This is a genomic window from Vibrio sp. B7 (genome assembly GCF_963888765.1).
GTDB lineage: Bacteria > Pseudomonadota > Gammaproteobacteria > Enterobacterales > Vibrionaceae > Vibrio > Vibrio anguillarum.
Genome location: NZ_CAWPKR010000036.1, coordinates 125,093 through 144,776, shown reverse-complemented (window position 1 = coordinate 144,776; position 19,684 = coordinate 125,093). Strand labels below are relative to the sequence as shown.

Annotated in this window: 11 protein-coding genes; 5 read left to right on the top strand and 6 right to left on the bottom strand. The window is 44.7% G+C overall.

The genetic code is table 11. The annotated features are described in order from the left end of the window. The first annotated feature begins 68 nt into the window (after window positions 1–68). Entirely contained in the window at window positions 69–1,283 is a 1,215-nt protein-coding gene (gene glgC / locus AACV32_RS12990; protein ID WP_013867890.1) for a glucose-1-phosphate adenylyltransferase, read from the top strand. Between the two features lie 110 nt (window positions 1,284–1,393). Here glgC and AACV32_RS12985 read toward each other — a convergent pair whose 3' ends face one another. Continuing rightward, window positions 1,394–4,534, bottom strand: coding sequence for a chitinase C-terminal domain-containing protein (locus AACV32_RS12985; RefSeq protein WP_017048765.1), 3,141 nt, complete (start codon window positions 4,532–4,534; stop codon window positions 1,394–1,396). A gap of 356 nt (window positions 4,535–4,890) precedes the next feature. Further along, the gene (locus AACV32_RS12980; RefSeq protein ID WP_017048766.1) at window positions 4,891–5,772 is read right to left on the bottom strand and encodes an AraC family transcriptional regulator; all 882 of its coding nucleotides are present in this window, start codon (window positions 5,770–5,772) and stop codon (window positions 4,891–4,893) included. A gap of 165 nt (window positions 5,773–5,937) precedes the next feature. Between AACV32_RS12980 and AACV32_RS12975 the strand changes: the two genes are divergently transcribed. Continuing rightward, window positions 5,938–7,086: an iron-containing alcohol dehydrogenase gene (locus AACV32_RS12975; RefSeq protein WP_026028332.1), complete on the top strand. Its 1,149-nt coding sequence runs from the start codon at window positions 5,938–5,940 to the stop codon at window positions 7,084–7,086. Window positions 7,087–7,267: 181 nt separating this feature from the next. On the opposite strand, the gene AACV32_RS12970 is transcribed toward AACV32_RS12975, so the two are convergent. The 3 genes from AACV32_RS12970 to AACV32_RS12960 are packed head-to-tail and all read right to left on the bottom strand — an operon-like array spanning window position 7,268 to window position 12,223. Then, window positions 7,268–8,536, bottom strand: coding sequence for a sigma-54-dependent transcriptional regulator (locus AACV32_RS12970; RefSeq protein ID WP_170895226.1), 1,269 nt, complete (start codon window positions 8,534–8,536; stop codon window positions 7,268–7,270). After that, window positions 8,526–10,874, bottom strand: a complete 2,349-nt coding sequence (locus AACV32_RS12965) for an ATP-binding protein (protein ID WP_017047227.1) — start codon at window positions 10,872–10,874, stop codon at window positions 8,526–8,528. The genes AACV32_RS12970 and AACV32_RS12965 overlap by 11 nt, the downstream gene beginning before the upstream one ends. Continuing rightward, window positions 10,871–12,223, bottom strand: coding sequence for an ABC transporter substrate-binding protein (locus AACV32_RS12960; RefSeq protein WP_170895225.1), 1,353 nt, complete (start codon window positions 12,221–12,223; stop codon window positions 10,871–10,873). The genes AACV32_RS12965 and AACV32_RS12960 overlap by 4 nt, the downstream gene beginning before the upstream one ends. A gap of 275 nt (window positions 12,224–12,498) precedes the next feature. Between AACV32_RS12960 and AACV32_RS12955 the strand changes: the two genes are divergently transcribed. After that, window positions 12,499–13,878, top strand: a complete 1,380-nt coding sequence (locus AACV32_RS12955) for an MFS transporter (RefSeq protein WP_088733419.1) — start codon at window positions 12,499–12,501, stop codon at window positions 13,876–13,878. Between the two features lie 186 nt (window positions 13,879–14,064). Continuing rightward, the gene (gene pyk / locus AACV32_RS12950) at window positions 14,065–15,528 is read left to right on the top strand and encodes a pyruvate kinase (RefSeq protein WP_019280880.1); all 1,464 of its coding nucleotides are present in this window, start codon (window positions 14,065–14,067) and stop codon (window positions 15,526–15,528) included. A 143-nt stretch (window positions 15,529–15,671) separates the two neighbouring features. Here pyk and torS read toward each other — a convergent pair whose 3' ends face one another. Beyond that, the gene (gene torS, locus AACV32_RS12945; protein WP_249339493.1) at window positions 15,672–18,569 is read right to left on the bottom strand and encodes a TMAO reductase system sensor histidine kinase/response regulator TorS; all 2,898 of its coding nucleotides are present in this window, start codon (window positions 18,567–18,569) and stop codon (window positions 15,672–15,674) included. A gap of 88 nt (window positions 18,570–18,657) precedes the next feature. On the opposite strand from torS, the gene torT reads away from it, so the two are divergent. Further along, window positions 18,658–19,659, top strand: a complete 1,002-nt coding sequence (gene torT, locus AACV32_RS12940) for a TMAO reductase system periplasmic protein TorT (RefSeq protein WP_017048774.1) — start codon at window positions 18,658–18,660, stop codon at window positions 19,657–19,659. The last annotated feature ends 25 nt before the right edge of the window (window positions 19,660–19,684 follow it).

Here is a 19,684-nt window from a genome sequence, read left to right as displayed (position 1 = left end):
TTTTGGCTTAAAACTTGTACTACTCTCTAATATGGTAAATAGATTGCACATATTTAGGGAGAAATAAGATGCAAGAAACACTAACCGTTGTGTTAGCAGGTGGCGTCGGTTCGCGGCTATCTCCGCTAACTGATGACAGAGCAAAACCGGCTGTACCCTTTGGTGGAAAATATCGAATCATTGATTTTACACTCACCAACTGCCTACACTCAGGGCTGCGAAAGATTTTGGTCCTGACTCAATATAAATCTCATTCATTACAAAAACATTTACGTGATGGCTGGTCTATTTTCAATCCAGAACTCGGCGAATTCATTTCTGTGATCCCCCCGCAGATGAGAAAAGGCGGAAAATGGTACGAAGGAACGGCGGACGCTATCTATCACAATATGTGGCTACTTTCACGCAGTGATGCCAAACACGTCGTTGTTTTATCTGGTGATCATATCTACCGGATGGACTATGCCTCTATGCTTGAAGCTCATAAGCAAAAAAATGCTGCACTGACTATCGCCTGCATGGATGTCCCAAGAGAACAAGCTTCTGCCTTTGGCGTGATGAATGTGGATAATGACTTCAAAATCACCTCATTCATCGAAAAACCCAGTGACCCACCCTCCATGCCTAATAATCCTCATCGCAGCTTAGTTTCTATGGGGATCTACATTTTTGATATGGAAGTATTAAAAAGTGCTTTGATTAATGATGCTGAGCTGGAAAACTCGAGTCACGATTTTGGCAATGACATCATTCCCAAATTGATTGAAAGCCATGCTGTTTATGCGTATGAGTTTTGCGGTGACCGGGGGCGAGTCGCTAAAGATTGTTACTGGCGTGATGTCGGAACACTTGATTCTTTTTATAACGCTAACATGGATTTACTCGAACCCGTTCCACCAATGAACTTATACCAAAAGAACTGGGCCATTCGAACATACGAAGCGCAATACCCACCTGCGCGCACGGTTTCTTCGGCAACAGGTAACGAAGGTATATTCATTAATTCGATTATTTCAAACGGTGTGATTAACTCTGGAGGTTCTGTACAACACTCCATTATTTCTTCAAACGTCAGAATTGATGATGGTGCAACAGTGGTCGATAGCATTTTATTTGATGATGTTGAAGTCGGCGCAGGGTGTCAGCTCATGAGGTGTATTATTGATAAACATGTAAAAATCCCTCCACATACTCAAATTGGCTTAAACCCAGTTGAAGATGCCCAGCGTTTTCGTATTTCAGAAAATGGCATTGTTGTGGTACCCGAAAGTTATCAATTCTAAACTTATATTTTTGCCCACTTAATTTATCCCTCATTAAAATGAAGCCTTAGCACACGCTAAGGCTTCTTACTTTACACTGAGTTCAAAACATACTGATTAATCACGCTTAGTTATGGGCACGTTGTTGCATCCCAAAACCAATTTGACTGAGTCGGTGACTCCCAAACGCCGGGGTTGTTTTTGGCAATAAAACATTTCCCGTTGTAAATCACAACATCGCCAGTTTTCACCTGTGTGGATCCTGGAACCCAAGTAATGACATTGCTAGGATTCGTGGTACCACCGGTATCTCCACCGTCACTGCCACCAGAAGATAGGTCAGCAAGTGGAAGATCCGGTTGTTCAAACTTGAAGGCGTAATCGACACCATTAATGTTTACGCTGTAATTTGCAGGCCCAGAAATAGGGAGGTAGTAAACCATATCCAACTCATACACGCCGCCTGCGGGCAGAGCTTTCCAGTTCGGTAAACTAAACGCTACGCGGTGCATGACACCGTCTAAGCCACCGACGTTATTAGCGCGAGTATGGCCAGAAGCAATCACCTTCAAGCCACCACCAGATTGGTCTTTAGCATTATCAGGTGCAGATACGGGGATATCAAACTGGAACTCAGTACCTCCGGGGATCTCTTGACCTGTGTTGTTAGTAAAGCTGATTTTAGGGTTGATTGGGTAGTTTTGATCACCCACCTTAAATCCACCAACGGAGACCGCGATGTCTACCGTTTCATTGCCAATCGTGCTCGTCGCAAGTGTGTTGCCATAAGGCGTTGCCGACTTAAACTTGTCATAAATCGCTTTCGTCATGGTATTACCCATGTGGTATTCACCATTTCCGCTTGCACAAGCTTGCTCTGTTGAATCCACTTGAGTGCGTTGGCCATTGGCGTCCAATACATAACAGTTATAATCGCCTGCTAACTCCCAAAACATGATGCCGCCGATCTCTTTATCGATGACATAATCGGCTTTGGTGTTGATAGACTCTTTATCTTCAGTTGATAAGAACACCCCTTTATCGGCATTCCACAGCCAAGGCGCGACGGCAACGCTGTCGTAGTGACGTTGGTAAAGACCGACAAGTTGATCGGCAGGCTCATTCACTGGATCAAGGTTATAAGCTTGGGCGTAAGAGCCCCAAATTCCCTTCTCTAGGTTTTTGGCATGCCACATTGGGTTTGAACCTGCACCCATCTCGTTTCCTTTCGGATCGGTGTCGTGCCACATGTTGTCAATACCCACCGCGCCGTGGCCACAGTTGTTTTTCTCACCCTCACCAGTGCCCGGAGCACATTCAGCTTGGTTAGGTAATGCCGCTCGCCCCCATAAACCATTCTCTCCACCCATGACACCTTGCCAGCCGCGCGTGTAGTAAGGAACGCCGATGTTGATACGCCCTGCGGGCATAGAACCGCGGAAATAATGATAAGCCCAGTCAGTGTTGAGATAACCAATACCACCGTATTGAGCCGTACCATATACGTTCCACTGTGCTAACTCTGAATCTTTACCAGTGTCATACAAAGCCGCGTTGTGACCCACGTGATCATTCCATGCGCCGTGTAAGTCATAAGACATGATGTTCACATAATCAAGATACTGAGTGACATCAAACGTCTCCATACCACGCAATAGATAACCAGAAGACGGTGCTGCAATCGTCAGCATGTAATGGTGGCCATCTTGTGCCGATGCTTGATCAAGCTTCTGACGTAGTACCTTCATTAACTCTTGGTACGACGCCCATAAATAAGCACGGCGAGGTTCCATAATCGCTTTATCATCTGGATTACCTGCGCCCGCCATTGAGGTTGGATATTCATAGTCGATATCGACACCATCGAATTGATATTTACGAATCATTTCAACAGCCGATGTTGCAAATTTTTCAATACCAGCGTGGTTGATAGAGCCATCAGCGTTGGTTGTCATCGTATAAAAACCACCATCGGCGACACGGTTGCCAGCCGCATCAAAGTGCCCGCCAGTTTCAGCCCAGCCTCCGATAGAAATTAAGGTCTTAACATCAAATTTTTTTTTCGCTGTTGCCAACGCACCAAAATGACCTTTAAAGCCTAATGCAGGATCAATCTCAACCCCAGGCCACTCTTTGCCCACTGCCGCATTATTGGGATCGTTCACATCGCCCACATTCACTTTGCCATCGGAACCTATGCTGACGAAGGCATAGTTAATGTGCGTGAGCTGCTCCCACGGGATGTCTTTTACAAGGTAAGCCGATTGCGGATCATCACCCGCACGCCAACTGGTGAAATAACCGATAACACGACGTGGATGATCCGCCCCCATGATCTCACGACCTTCCGCATCGTAAACGGTGCAATAAGGTACATTCACACCTTCGGTTTGATATAAACCATCAGGACGACAATTATTAGCTATTGGCGCGCCATTGACTGTTAAAGTCGCTAACGTGGAATCTGTCGTCGCACCAAGGTTATCAGTGGCGCGTGCAAACACCGCCAAGTTACCCGCTTTTGTCGCGGTGTATTCTAAGGTATACGGAGCACTAACAGCCGTTCCAACCAGCGTTCCCGCAACGAAGAAATCAACTTTATCGACGCTTCCATCAGTATCAGCAGCGTTTGCGGTTAAGGTGACTAAAGCCCCCACGTCAACGGAAGCCGCAGAAAGCGTAATATCAACGGTTGGAGCCTGGTTGCCTGGTTGTTGTGCCTCTTTCACCGTTAAGGTCGTTGCACTTTTCACGCTGACATCACCTTTATCATCGATGGCTACAACACTGAATTCATGCTGACCAGCGGTTGCGACCCACGTGGCTTTATAAGGTGCCGTGGTGACTATACCCACAATTGCACCATCGACAGAAAACTCGACTCGAGCAACGCTGCCGTCACTATCGGTTGCGTTCGCACTTAATATTACGGTATCACCGACAGCAATCACATCTGCTGCGGAAGGTGAAGAGAGATTCGCGGTGGGTAGCTGGTTCTCACCACCGGAAGTGACGCAAACATCCAACACTTTCCACTGGGCATAATCACCGGAAAAGTTGGCTGGATCGTTACCTTGAGTCCAATAGTTAGCTTGGTAGGCGGTACCACTGTGCTGAACCTTGTTACCGCCAGTATAAACTTTTGACGATTCCCAAGGGCTTAGTGTCGTGCAATCAACGGCTGCATAGCTGTTAAAAGCCATCAAGCAAGAGGCCGTTAAAGTGCTCAGTGTAAAAACACCCTTTGCCACTGTCCTGTTGTTTAAATGCATAGCTGCTCATTCCTTAAGTTATTGTTTCACTATAAAAAGCCTCGTATCAAGAAGAAACCAGACTTTAATTCTCACGTGAAACAACTGTAGGACAGAGCGATAAATAAGCACCTCAATTTGTTCAAATATCAAAAATCACTCGCAACAAGTTGCACTATTTCTGCAAAAGAGACATCGTTATTTTGCATCAACAACTAATTATTGGTTAATTTTCCGATTCTAAAAAAAGCGCCGAAATCAGAACAATATACGGACTACCTGCCGGTTATTTAACTTACACACTATCAAAAAGAGCAAAAAATATGTAACAACACTAATTGTTACAAAAATGTAGAGTTTAACTTTATGCGCTATTTCTAACGCTGTACTCCTCTTGGGGTTTCATTAAAATGTCGCTTATATTCTCGACTAAACTGAGATGCGCTGGCATAACCAACTAAACGAGCGGCATCGTTCACACGCTTGCCTTCCACACGAATCAACTCTTTCGCTCTGTTAAGCCTGACTTTTTTTAAATATTGTAAAGGAGATTCTAACGTCACCAGCCTAAAGGCGTGGTGAAACGCCGAAACACTCATGTTGGCTTCTTCGGCGAGTAACTGAACGGTAATGGACTGATCATATTCTTGATGTACTTTACTCAACGCTTTGGCTATCCGGGCGTAGTGTCCTTCTTGATGAGCGAGATCAAAAAGCACATAACCGTGCTCGCTGGTTAATGCACGAAACACAATCTCCTCGACTAAGCTTTCGCCAAGCACTTTAGCTTCAAGATCATCAACCAATGCAGACATCAAACGAATCGCACTTGCTTGCATCTTTGCGCCCATTTCTACTGATTTCAGCCCGCATTTTGATTTGTCTATGCAATCAGATAAAAAGCCAGAAGCCTCAAGTCGATCAACCTGCTTAAGGAGAAGTGAGTGATCGATATTAATAGTCAAGCCCAATAACGGTTCACTTTCTGACGCAAAAGCTTCGCACTCAAGTGGTAAAGGTACCCCAACAACCAAGTAATCATTGGGGCCATAATTTACGGGTTGGCTACCAATATGAATGCGTTTATGTCCTTGCCCCAACAATATGACACCGGATTGATACACAAGGGGTTGTCTACCATTACCGCGGCTGCTGCGATAAAACAATACGCCCGGCACTGCCGTTTGGTGAATACCTTCCAAATGATCTAAAGATTGTTTTTCAATGTATTGCTGCATCAGTTGCGCCAGTTTACTCATTATGCCCCCTTATCAAAACTGAAGGAAGAATACGACAATTAGAGAATTAGGCAATTAATTTCGAGAAATTGGTCTATATTGACTGGATAATTAATACTAATATGCACATCGTAAAACACTGCCTTGGAGGCGCCGCCTCCTTTTCTATAAGCAAAGGTGAGAATAATGAAATTTACTTATGTTAACCCTACTCTAATTCACTTCGGCCAAGGCCAAATCTCGGCGATCAGTCAGGTGATTCCAACTGACCAAAAAGTACTGGTGATCTACGGTGGCGGTTCGATCAAAAAAAATGGTGTTTATGACCAAGTCGTGAGTGCACTCACTGACCACCAATGGGTCGAGTTTTCAGGTGTAGAAGCAAACCCAACCAAAGAAACCTTAGATAAAGCGGTTGCTATCGTCAAAGAACAGGACATCGACTTTATTCTTGCCGTGGGTGGTGGTTCGGTTATCGATGGTTCAAAATACGTTGCCGCGACGGCTAAGTATGATGGGGATGGCTGGGACATCATGGTGGGTAAACATCAAGTTACTGAAGCTACGCCTATCGGTGCAATTCTGACTCTGCCAGCAACCGGTTCTGAATCCAACATGGGCGCGGTCATTACCAAAGCACAAACACAAGACAAACTGGCCTTTATGGCTCCAGCGGTACAGCCTAAGTTCGCAGTGCTTGATCCAGACGTAATGAAATCACTGCCTGAGCGCCAGTTGATCAACGGTATTGTTGATGCTTGGGTACACGTCTGTGAGCAATATTTAACCTTGCCAACCAATGCAATGGTTCAAGACGGCTATGCCGAAACTTTACTTAAAAACTTGCTGGTATTGGGTCAACAATATGACCAGCGTGATAATGATGGATGGCGAGCAAACCTGATGTGGACAGCGAACCAAGCACTAAATGGCCTGATCGGTACTGGCGTTCCACAAGATTGGGCGACTCATATGATTGGTCACGAGTTCACCGCATTATGGCATGTTGATCACGCCCGTTCGCTAGCGATTGTGCAGCCTTCCCTACTGCGCAATCAACTTGAGAACAAACGCGCTAAACTTGAGCAAATGGGCAAAAATGTCTTTGGGCTCAATCAAACTAGCGATCTTGCCTTACGCACAATCGATGCGATTGAAGCCTTCTACCACAGCTTGAATGTTCCAACTCAATTTGCGGATCATAACAGTAGCAAGCAAGCGGCCATAGACGCAGTTATCGCTCAACTGAACGCACATGGAATGCTTGTTTTGGGTGAACAGCAAGCCATCACGCTTGAAAAATCACGGGAAATTTTGGAACAAGCTATCATTTAGCCTCATTTTTTAGGCGAGTGAATAGTGATTTCCACATTCCAATAGCATAGATTCAGCTACATCAAGCAGCGCAATTGGGCGCTGCTTTTTTTGTACTTTTTTTGTATTGGATACTTTATGTAGCGGCCTTTCATTACCATGCCAGCATTATCAAACTGATCCACCACCTAAAATTAAAAAACTAATGACGACTTTTAAAGTCATCCTTTTCTAAACCATGTTTTTTCATTCGTAAGTAGAGCTTTTTACGCGGTACTTGCAGATAATTTGCGGCATCAGCGACGCGACCAGAATGGAGAAATAATGCATCTTCAATAATTTGCTTTTCGTAATCATCCACCAATTCATCAAGCGGTGATAAAAGATCAGACTGATTGTACAAACGCTCTTTTCCCGTCAGTTTTACAATACCTATCGCATATAATTCAGCTACATTTCTCAGCTCTCGTACATTTCCCGGCCATTGATGTGCACGCAGTAGCGACAAATAACTCAGTTCTACCGCTGGCAAAGGTTTCGCCAATTTATTACAACTCTGCTTGAGAAAATAATGGAACAAAGTAGCGATATCATCGGGACGATGTCGAAGTACAGGCACCTCTATCACGCCTTGGTTTAACAAATAATAGAGCTCTGGCTGCAACCGATTAGCCGTAATCAAGGCCTCAGGTTCCGTACCTAAAATAGCAATCACGCGCGTTCGAGCTTTGCTTAGGCGTTCTTGGTTAAGCATCCTCTGAGTCAAATAACGCTGCAATTCTTCAGAAAGTAATTCGATGTGGTCTATTAGCAATGTACCGTTTTCACTTGCATCTAATTTTTGTTCAATCTGTGCGAGCGTGGTCGCTGATGAAACGGTTAATTCCACTAGAGATGAAGCATGATTACCCTGTGTCAGTTGGTGGATGAGATATGCAATAGTATGCCGCCCAACACCCGATTCTCCACAAATAACAACATGACTGTTGAGCATTGAATACTGAGCAACATGGTGGCGAATTTGCCCCATTTGAGCGGATTTTCCGATGAGTTCGCATTTAATTGAGTTGGCCATAGCCGTTTTTTGTTGTACAAAATGACGACGAATATCGAGATTTTTCTTCACTAAGCTCAATAACTCCGCAGGATTGATTGGCTTTTCAAGAAAATCGCATGCCCCTATTTTGACCGCCTCTACCGCCATAGGAATGTCTCCGTGGCCAGTAATGACAATCACAGGAATATGCTCATCAATCGATTTAATCGCTTTAAGCAATTCAATGCCGTTCATTTGTGGCATATAGACATCAAGCAATATCACTCCAGCCCAATCAGAATGGATAAACTCACACGCTTTGGTGGGGTTAAGAAGTGCTTTTGATGGCAAATTAGCTATCGACATAAGATGAGAATATGAGTCAAGGACATCTTGGTCATCATCAATCAATAAAACAGAATAATTATGATTCATAAGGCAACTCCAGCACGACCATTGCACCTCGGCTGACTGTCGAGGCAAGATAAATTTGACCCTTTATTTTTCCTATGAGCGAGCGGCAAATATTCAGCCCTAAGCCCAACCCTACTTCTTTGGTCGTGGTAAAGGGCGTAAAGAGTTTTTCAACGACATCATGAGCAAATCCAGCCCCTGAATCGCATACTGCAACAACGTGATGCGTTGGCGTACTCGACAGCAATATCACGTCAACTTTTTTGTGCTCACATCCCACAACCGCTTCACAGCCATTTACCAACAAATTAATCAATACCTGTTCCAAGCCGATTTGATCTGCAATGACTTGAATTGGTTGATGAATATGGCTTTGCAATACTATTTGTTGACGTTTCGCTTTCGTTTCAACCAACAACATAGCCTGACCGATAACATCAGTAATCAAGACAGGGGTAAGGGTTTCATCACTGCTACTTTTACGAGAAAAATGACGTAGCCCATTGATGATTTTGCCCATTCGCTCTGTTAAATGTTCAATATGATCGATGGAATGTCTGATTTGCTCTGTTTTCTTCTGCTCTAAAGCAAGGTTTACGCTATAGAGATAAGTCGACATCGCGCTTAATGGTTGATTCAATTCGTGCGCTAAACTGGTCATCGTTTGCCCGACCACCGCCATTTTAGCGGCTTGTACTAACTCACTTTGTGTTTTTTTAAGATGGTTTTCGGTCCGGTGGTGCTGCTCAATTTCAGCGAGTAACTGATGATTTTTTTCACGTAATGAATGAGTTTTTGCTCGAACTCGCTCTTCTAATAATCGATTAGCGTGCTCTTGATCGGTAACATCCGTAATCGTGATGATAACTTTATCGCTTAAACCGTGGGTATACTTACGTAAATACAAGCGCAAGTAATAAGGTTTATTTACATCGCCTAACGATAACGTAATGACATCTGCACCATTTTCGATCAACTTAGCCTCTGGGTTAAACAGTGCTTGCAACTGCGATTGAGTTGACGTTGAAAAACAGAGCCAAAAGGCTTTCGGGTCCTCATTCTGGTCTATATTCAAGCGAACACGAGCGCTTAAGTTAGCCGATTCAATATAACCATCCAAATCACAAGTGATTAAACTCGCTTGCGTATTGTTAATCAAACTCAGTGCGTTGGTTCGGTCCATTTCCTCCACTTTTTTACCATACTGAACCAATTTTTCACTGATCCGGCCAATTTCATCTCTGCCGTCTACCACAATAGGGTGTGAAAGATCATTATGAATGATGGCATCTAAACTGTCGCTAAGGCGGTTAAGTCGGCCCACAATCCGACGATTGATGAAATAGTAAGTCAAAAACAAACTGATAATGATCGATAAGCTAAAGCAGACAAACAGAATACGGTTACCATGAGAAACCAGTTCCGTGGTCTCTTTTTTCGCTTGAACAAACGACTCATCGGCGTTGGCGACCAACATCGCAATATCAGTATGTTGGTGGAGAAGCTGTTGCTGAACTTCAGCTCGAATATCATCAAGCTGGGCATTTAAACGCACCATAGAACGTAAGTTTTGATGGAAAGAGCCATTCAAACTCAATACATCCATTAGCTCACTGAGTAATTGTTGATAGGCGATGGTTGCAGGTTGTGAAAAAATCGGCGCACTCTGTGCGTACAGTTCTTCAAGGCGGAACTGTAGTACTTTCATGCCATTATTCACTTGGCTAATATGCTTAGATTGGATGAGCTCTTTTGCGAACATAAACGTTTGAGCCTCACCATCTAGGATAGACTGGACAGCCCCTAAACTCGCAAACAGCATGTCGCTTTCATTACCTTTCATTTTACGCTCTAGCTGCCACTGTATTTCTTGGCGCAGCGGAGTCAACTCAGAACCAATATCTTGATGTAGCCATTGGATCTGCTCTTGAAGTAACTCAATTTGACGACTTTGATCAATCCGTTGCCCGACCAGAAGACCAAATTGCTCACTAAGATTACGTAGCCGTTGATACCCAGCAAGCAGCCGTTGCTGCTCGTTGTTCAATTCAATCTCGCTTAATATTTTGCTGATCGTCGTTAAATTGTTATCCAAACGTTGCCGTTGCTCATCCAACTCAACTTTGTTACGCGTATTTGAGATGATTTCGATCCGTCTTTTAATTTCCGAACTACTGCTTTCGAGCAGATAACTGGCATTATATTTAGGAACACTTTTATCAAGCAGCTCGCTCACTTGATTATCTAAACTATTCCATGTTCCCCATGCGACGATGCTGACAATCGTCAACAGCAAGGTACTACAAGCAAAGGCCAAAACCAGTCTCGCGCCAATCGTGTTGTATTTCGGAAAAATCATGGCGTATCGACCCGGTCCAAGTTTTTTAGATCGGACAAAGCTTCTTCTAAGGTTAATGCCAACTGCATCTTCCAACGATGCGTCAGTTCCGCTACTTGCATAGAAATGGCGGCGGAGTGTGTCTCATACTGCACATCATCAACACTGATTTTTTGCCATGACTGATATACCACGGCTAACTCTGTTTCGGTCACAGGTAAAGAGAACACTCGAGTTTCAATATTTTCAATGAGCTTCAGAGCTGGTTCATTGTGTGCGTACTTGGTTTTAGCATGATTGATTGCGAGCCAAGTGTCTTTTAACTGAGGTAAGCGTTTGGTAATCGCAATTTCAAACAATAAGTTAACTAACTCCTCACGATGTGTAATGGATGCCATGGACAACTGTGTATATGCCTCATTAAACAGGGATTTATCGTTTATCGCATGTTTAGAAAAATCATTGCTATCCATATTCGTTTGTACCGCTTTTGACATCAATAAATCGATGAATGCCTTCGCATATTGATCATTTTCACGCAGGCTCACTTGGGCGACGTATGTGGGCATTAGGGTAAAACTTTCATCATAGCGAAATTGCACGTGCTCAAATTTTCGTTCTAATATGCTGGCATAGCTATCAATCGTTGGGCCTATCCCAAATTGCCCTTTGGCTACATAATCACTCACACCAAAACTGCGTGAGGAAATTGTCCCTAAATTTGCCCCCACGTTCAGTAAAATCCGCCACCCTTGTTGCCAACCATATTTAGCAAGAATGCTCTCGACCATTAACTGAGTAGTACCCGAACGTGTTGGGGTACTCATCGTGATGTGGTCAAAATAGATAAAATTAGCCAGATCGGTGAACGACGTAGGCGTCGGTAAATGATGTAAGCTGAGATAGTCACGATTCCATACCAAACCAGCGCCAGAATAGCCTATCGTCACGACTTTATCAGTTGGCGGTAACATGTAGGGTTTTAACCATTCTGGTGGTTGCAAATGGGCAGGTAAGGTTGCGAGCTTATTGCTATTTGCTAAATGCTGCATTAAAAAAGGCGATGAGCTCAGCACTACATCAATATTCTGGATATATCTTTTATTAAGCAGTTGAATACTCGATTGTGCTCTACGGTGGACAACTTGCACATCAACCCCTTGATACTGTTTGCTGAACTCTTCAATAAGAGGTAGCAAGGGTTCACGTGAAAATGTGGTCAGTATGACTAACTCATTCTCTTTTGCATAAGCGGTATTGATAGCCGCCGCTATCGATCCTAGTAGCACCATCCATTTGCACCAGCGTAATAAGGTACAAGAACGGGAAACCGCTTTTAAATCACAAAACCCTAAAAATTGTGCGTTCACTCAAAACTCTACCGTTTAGCTAAAAATAAATTATTAAACATTTGTGTCAGTTATGACGCAAAACAGCGTATTACAATTTCAATTTTATCAGCAAAACATAATTTACCCTTCGCTGAATTCCCATTTTTGACCCATTCACACTCTCAATTTGAGTCATTTCTGCCTCAAATTGGCACTTTTGAGCCCCATACCCATTTGTTTGAAGATGCCTTCCGACAACGAAACAACCCTATTTAGTAATAACCCTATTTAGTATTTGATGAATGGAGAGCTCCATGCTTAACTTTTTTAAAACTCGCCCAGATCTACCGCTATCGGATAGCTCTCAGGGCGCAATGCAATCGCGTTTCAAAAGTTTTCAATGGCAAGTATTCTTAGGCTTAGTCTTTGGATACGCCATGTTCTATGTGGTTCGTATGAGTTTAGGCGTCGTTAAAAAACCGATGCTTGATGCGGGCATCGTATCGATAGAAGAACTCGGGATCATGGGATCAGCCTTCTTCTTCACCTACGCATTTGGTAAGTTTTCGAACGGTTTCCTTTCTGACTACGCCAACATCGGCCGATTTATGTCGTTCTCACTACTGCTTTCTGGTGCCACTGCCATATTCATGGGGTTGAACACCACGGCATTCTTCTTTGTGTTACTTTGGGCCGTCAATGGTTGGTTCCAATCGGTGGGTTCTGCGCCTTCTTGCGTCTCGCTTTTCCAATGGTTCTCACCTAAACAACGCGGAAGCCGTTATTCAATTTGGGGAGGATCTCGAAATATCGGCGAAGGCATCACTTGGATTCTAACAGCAACGCTAGTGAGTTATTTAGGCTGGCAAGCAGGTTTCATCGGTGCGGGCATTGCTGCCATCATCGCTGCATTGATTATGTTCTTTGTACTGAAAGATCGTCCGCAAACCTATGGTTTACCTGATGTTGCAACAGCATTTGGTGAAGAGCCCGAGTTCAAAAAAGCCAACGATCCAAAAGAAACACGTCGCGCTCAACTGTTCATTTTGAAGCAGCCGACTGTCTGGCTGATTGCCGCTGCTTGTGCCGCGATGTATATCTCTCGCTATGCGATGTCTTCTTGGGCGGTATTATACCTACAAGAAACCAAAGGCTACTCACTGATTGATGCTGGTTTTGCAATGTCCACTTACCCTATTGCAGGCCTCGCGGGCGCTATTTTGTCTGGTATCATTTCAGATAAAGTATTCAACGCTAACCGTCATATCCCAACGCTACTTTACGGATTTGCCAACATTGCAGGTATGTGCTTGATGTTCTTCGGCCCTGATAACCGTATGGTAGATGCTGTTGCTCTAGGCTTAATTGGTTTTGCGATTGGTGGGCTTGTCGTATTTCTTGCTGGCCTAACGGCTTGTGACTTAATGCCTAAAAATGCCGTCGGTGCCGTAAAGGGCTTTATTGGTTTGTTCTCTTACTTAGCCGCTTCGGCTCAAGAACTGGTGTCTTCATCACTGATTAAAATGACGGAAGTGGATGGCGTAACCAAATATGACTTTACTCAAGCACAATATTTCTGGTTGGCCGCTGGCGTGATTTCTTTACTGCTTGCGACTACGGTATGGAATGCCAAGAAAGTAACGGATATTGATGCTCCTACGGGCCAGATACTGGAAACGAAACCAAGTCTCTAATCTATAACACCCTTGATACAGGGGGATAATCCCCCCTGTTATTTTCTTATTTTCATTCTTATTTTCTATATCCAAATCACTTGAAAAATCGACCAAATGTCGGCCGAGAGCAATGGACAAGTGCAATTAGCACCACCATAACTTCAAGTCAAATGGCTATAGCGAGTGTCGTTATAGGATACCACTATGTGTAAAACAAAAATCGTTGCAACGCTTGGCCCTGCAAGCCAAAGCCGTGAGATGATCACTAAGCTCATTAATGCCGGTGTTAACGTTGTACGTTTAAACTTTTCTCACGGCACCGCTGACGAGCATATTGAACGCGCGATGTTAGTACGTGACATTTCACAAAAGCTTGGTGTCAGTGTCGGCATATTAGTCGATTTGCAAGGACCTAAGATCCGTATTTCCTGTTTTGAAGACGGTGCGATCACTCTAAAAGCGGGTGACTCATTTATTCTCGATGGGCTTCACCCCACAATGGCTGGTAACCAAGAACGTGTGGGCTTAGATTACCCGCAGCTGATTCAAGACTTGAAGTTGGGTGATACTTTACTGCTTGATGATGGCCGAGTACAACTCCGGGTCGAAGAACTCAACAAACCACAGCAGTGGGTAAAAACTCGCGTCATAAACAACGGTAAGCTGTCTAATCGCAAAGGCATTAATTTGCTCGGTGGTGGCCTTTCCGCGCCAGCACTGACGGACAAAGACAAACGAGACATCATCACTGCCGCGAAACTCCAAGCCGATTTTCTAGCCGTCTCATTTCCACGTAATGCCCAGGATTTACATGAAGCGCGCCGGTTAGCGGTACAAGCTGGCTGTCATGCACACATTGTCGCCAAAGTAGAGCGAGCCGAAGTGGTGAGCGATCAAAAGAATATGGACGCGGTCATCAATGCATCCGACGTTGTGATGGTTGCTCGTGGTGATTTAGGCGTTGAAATCGGTGATGCTCGCCTACCCGGCGTACAAAAAGCGTTGATTGCGCGCTCAAACTATTTAGGCAAACCCGTTATCACCGCAACACAGATGCTGGAGTCGATGATTGACAACCCGCTGCCAACACGCGCAGAAGTGCTTGATGTAGCGAACGCAATTATTGATGGCACTGACGCTATTATGCTGTCAGCAGAATCAGCGGCGGGAAGCTATCCCATTGAAGCAGTAGAAGCGATGGTGCGTATCGCTCATGGTGCAGAACAAGAGTTAGGCTGTGCGCAAAATTCATGGGATAAACTGCATCATTTGTGCAGCGATGCGGGCAAAAGCTTCGCGCTTTCCTCCATGATATCGGCGACTAAGGTTCATAAAGATCTTGGGGTCGCCATTTTAACTCAACAGGGAGAAACACCCCTGTTGATGTCTCGTTGTCAAAGCCAAGCTACCATTTGGGCACTCTCCGACAGGCCTGAACTGCTGCGTAAATTAACCATTTTGCGCGGCGTTACACCAACCTATATTCCATCATTAGCGACACAAGCGGATTTGCTGTCTCAGCAAGTGCTTAACGCTCTGGCACAAGACGCGGCTAACCGCCATATTTCATCCATTTTGATGACACAATTAGAATCGATCGAAGGCGTGGGTAATATTAACGTCTGTCGTTTATTGACGTTGCCAGTAGTAAAAGAATTAGCCGCGTAGAATGTAGGGTTCTGCGCCGCTAATCATGAGATCATTAAAATTATTCAGTGATCTCAACACCTCCCCCTAAAAAACCTTGCTCCACAGGGAACTTGGCCTGCGCTTGTCGCAGGCCCTTTTTAATGATGCCAACAGCCAATTATTTATATAAACAGTAACCTGAGTGAATGAATGGATTGAGCGGCTAAGGCTTCTAATTCCGCTTGTAGCTCCTGATAAGTTTGCGCAGAGTCAGCACTTTTCTCAATGACTAAACACAGATCAAACAAGGCATGCAAACCTAAGCTGCCAGCTGAACCTTTCAATTTGTGTGCTAACGACTTAACGACCTGAGCCTGTTCCCTCGATTGACGAAACTCGTGTAGGTATTCATGCGTGCAATCGGCGAACAGCTCAATGATTTCATTCATCTTGTCACGCCCTAGCACTTCAATATCCGCGAGTAGGATCCGCTCGTCCATAATCGGACGAGCGGATTTTTGGCTATCCGAGGTTACATGCGTAGGCACAATCAACTCAACGGGTAAGGTATTGTGTTCAATACGTTGCTGGACAAGTTGTGCAAGATCTTCTTTGACTAAAGGTTTGGGCAAATAGCCATCAAAACCAGCCGCTAAATAGCTTTCCACCTCTTCATTAAACACATGAGCCGAAATAGCAATCATCGGTGTGGGGCGTAGATGCGAATACTGTTCACGTTCGATAAGTTTGAGCTGCGCCAACAGCTCAACACCATTAATGTCAGGTAGATTAATATCGAGCAGTGCGATATCAAACCTGTGTTCACTAAACAGAACCCGAGCTTCAGCGCCTGTTTTCGCGGTGAGCACATTATGACCGAAACTGGCCAAAAACCCTTCAGCAACCATGCAGTTGACAGGGTTATCCTCCACCAGCAAGGTGTTGGCCTCTCGCGTCGCGGCTATCGGCCTTTTAACCACTTCATTCACTGCCTCTCCTCGCTGTAAAGGAACAGTAAACTCAAAACGGCTTCCTTTGCCTAAATCTGATTCAAGCTTAAGCTCGCCGCCCATGGCTTCAACAAGCCGTTTGCTGATAGCCAAACCAAGCCCAGTACCACCTTTGTAACTTTGCTTACTGGAAGCTTGAGTAAACGCATCAAACAGCCTAATTTGATCCTGTTCACTGACTCCAACACCGGAATCCGACACTTCAAATGTCACTTGATTAGGCATTTCAGCATCAAGACTGACATAAATATCCACATAACCTTGATCGGTAAATTTGATGGCATTACCCACAAGGTTCGTCAGCACTTGACCTAAGCGAGTCATATCACCCACCCAAAAAGAAGCAACATCCAGTTCAATCTGCTTGGTAAATTCAAGCGACTTTTCTTCAGCACGTCCTTTCATCAGTTGGTAAACATCGTCCACCATTTGATGCAAATTAAAGTTGGCATTGCGAATTTCTAAGTGTCCGGCCTCAATTTTTGAATAATCCAGCACATCATTCAAAATGGACAACAAGGTGTGGCCGCTGCGGTTAATCACGTCCACATACTGGCGCTGTTGAACGGTTAATGACATCTCTTGTAATAAACGAGCCGTGCCTAATACGCCATTCATTGGTGTGCGGATTTCATGGCTCATGGTGGCCAAAAATGCCGATTTAGCACGGTTGGCTTGCTCGGCTAAGTTGCGAGCTTTGGCATGATTCAACACTTCCATATTGAGTTTCTCATTGGTGTGTTGTAATTGTTCTGTTCGCTCGGTAACCACTTCCTCTAAGTGCTCTTTGTGTTCTTGTAACGCCTCTCTCGCCTGCGCTTCACTTTCCGCAACCACTTTAAGAGACTGCGCGGTATTGCGAGCCGTGATGATCGCCTGCCCCATTTGCGCCAGTTCATCCTCTCCTTGGACTGCCACTTCCACCTGCAGTTGCCCTTTTGCGATGGATAACAGTGCCGATGAATATTCGGCTAAACGTTTTACCACCGACAGATAGACGACCTTCCACATAATGAAAGCTGCAATGAGAAGGCCAACCAAGGTTAATAAGGTCAATGTATACTGTGCCATGTTCAAGGTTGTAGAGAGCTGCGCAACAGCGTGAGTCGTTGTACGATTGGAGTCATCCACTAAGCGGCTGACGGTAGTATTGAGATCTGAAAACTGTACTAAGGTGTTTTGTGTGAGCGATTTCGCGACCTGTTCGTTATCATAACGTTGCTGCAAAACACTAAAAACCACTTTGCGCTTTTCTAACTCATTAAGCAGCTCTGTCATTTGCTTCGAACGCGTCGGGTCTTCTACCGCGCGTACTCTGCGCTGCATGATGGTGAGGTTATGCAAAAACTCTGTTTGGATTTGTTGGATTCGCTCAACATCGGTAACCGTGCGTGTCTCTTCGATGTGGCTGAGCATTTTGAACGCCAGCAAATGAAGCTCATGCAAGCGCTCTGAAAGATCGAGGTCCACTTCCACTAAAGCGTCTAACGCTTTGTACGCTTGTGACGTTTTATCGGCTTGTAACAAGTCATAAATGTGCGTCACATTCGCCACTGCGATGGTACTGGTATTGAGCACTTGAATGCGCGTCAGCTCTTCCAATTGCAGCGCCAGTTGTCGCATCTCTTCCACTCGAACACTTAAGTCATGTGCCAGATACAACTTACGCTCAACCGTAATACCAAGCTGAGCCAGTGTATCGATAACGCTTTGAACATCATTTTCTAGGCGCGTCAGCAGTTCTGAATCAAAAGAATCGGCTCCCAACTGCTTGATGTGATTAAGCAAAGATTGGAGCTGATCGAAAAGCGCTTTGCCATACTGCTGGCGCTCTTGCTCTGTTTTTGAGTTGGTTAACATTTGCACAGACGTAATGATTCGTGTGCTTAACTCCGACACTTGACGCGCTTCCAGCATCGAAGGAATGGCAGAATTCACCACATTACGTTCGGTTTTAGCCACCAGCGAAAAACCAAACACACCGATCAACGCCGATAACAAAACGAGCAGGGCCATTACCGAAAAGGACAACATTAATTTTCGGCCAATACTGGCTTTGGCTAACAACATGGCACCCAACCTCAAACATTACTTCTTAAGCAACACGGAATGGGCTATATTTTGCAGTGTTTACTCACGTTATGCCAACGAATAGCGAATGCAATTGATCTTAAACCTTATTTCCCCAACGCTTTTACTGCTGATTTTAAGCTTGATTAGCAGCACAACATTCGCCGAACCCCATAAGAAAGTCTGCGCTTTATACCCTCACCTCAAAGATTCCTATTGGTTATCAGTCAACTATGGAATGGTTGACGAGGCGAGAAAACAGAAGTTGAATTTACGCGTGTTAGAATCGGGTGGTTATCCTAATCATGAACGACAAAAAGAACAGCTTTCATTGTGCGTTCGTTGGGGCGCTGATGCGATCATTCTCGGTACTGTTGCGCCGGATCTTTACACAACGGACTTAAGCACATACGTCGCTTCTACGCCTGTGTTTGCAACGGTTAATCAGCTCATTCTCAATCAGCAGCAGGCTGCACGGCTACAAGGTCAAGTGGGTGTCGATTGGTATTGGATGGGATACTACGCGGGAAAATATCTTGCTGATAAGCACCCACAAGGCAGTGGGAAAACCAATATAGCTTTGCTACTTGGCCCGAAAACCAGTGGTGGTACTCAACCCGTTAGCCAAGGTTTTTATCGCGCAATACAAGACAGCGATATCAACGTAGTGGAAAGCCTATGGGCAGATAATGATAAAGAACTGCAGCGTAATTTAGTACAACAAGCGCTGGAGCGAGCTGACCTTCGCTATATTGTGGGCAGCGCCGTCGCGATTGAAGCGGCGATCAGCGAATTGAGAACCTCAGGGATGACAAACCACATCGGTTTGGTGGCAACCTATTTAAGTCATGGCGTCTACCGCGGGCTGCTGCGTGGCCGAGTCGAATTTGCGCCAACGGATAAAATGGTCGAGCAAGGCAGGCTTTCCATTCAACAAGCTGCGGCTTTTTTCAATCAGCAACCTTATGAAAAAAAAGCCGCACCGATTATCGAATCCTTAACGCCTATGTCACTCAATCCGCAGATAATTGCAGATTCGTTATCTCCATCTGAATATAGGCCGACTTTTAGCGTAAAAGAGATTGAATAAAAGTGGCGATTTCGCTATTTAACAT

What these genes read in the sequence shown, in the direction of transcription:
- glgC (WP_013867890.1), top strand. Translation starts at nt 69, where the DNA reads ATGCAAGAAACACTAACCGTTGTGTTAGCAGGTGGCGTCGGTTCGCGG.
- AACV32_RS12985 (WP_017048765.1), bottom strand. Translation starts at nt 4,534, where the DNA reads ATGCATTTAAACAACAGGACAGTGGCAAAGGGTGTTTTTACACTGAGC.
- AACV32_RS12980 (WP_017048766.1), bottom strand. Translation starts at nt 5,772, where the DNA reads ATGAGTAAACTGGCGCAACTGATGCAGCAATACATTGAAAAACAATCT.
- AACV32_RS12975 (WP_026028332.1), top strand. Translation starts at nt 5,938, where the DNA reads ATGAAATTTACTTATGTTAACCCTACTCTAATTCACTTCGGCCAAGGC.
- AACV32_RS12970 (WP_170895226.1), bottom strand. Translation starts at nt 8,536, where the DNA reads ATGAATCATAATTATTCTGTTTTATTGATTGATGATGACCAAGATGTC.
- AACV32_RS12965 (WP_017047227.1), bottom strand. Translation starts at nt 10,874, where the DNA reads ATGATTTTTCCGAAATACAACACGATTGGCGCGAGACTGGTTTTGGCC.
- AACV32_RS12955 (WP_088733419.1), top strand. Translation starts at nt 12,499, where the DNA reads ATGCTTAACTTTTTTAAAACTCGCCCAGATCTACCGCTATCGGATAGC.
- pyk (WP_019280880.1), top strand. Translation starts at nt 14,065, where the DNA reads ATGTGTAAAACAAAAATCGTTGCAACGCTTGGCCCTGCAAGCCAAAGC.
- torS (WP_249339493.1), bottom strand. Translation starts at nt 18,569, where the DNA reads ATGTTGTTAGCCAAAGCCAGTATTGGCCGAAAATTAATGTTGTCCTTT.
- torT (WP_017048774.1), top strand. Translation starts at nt 18,658, where the DNA reads ATGCAATTGATCTTAAACCTTATTTCCCCAACGCTTTTACTGCTGATT.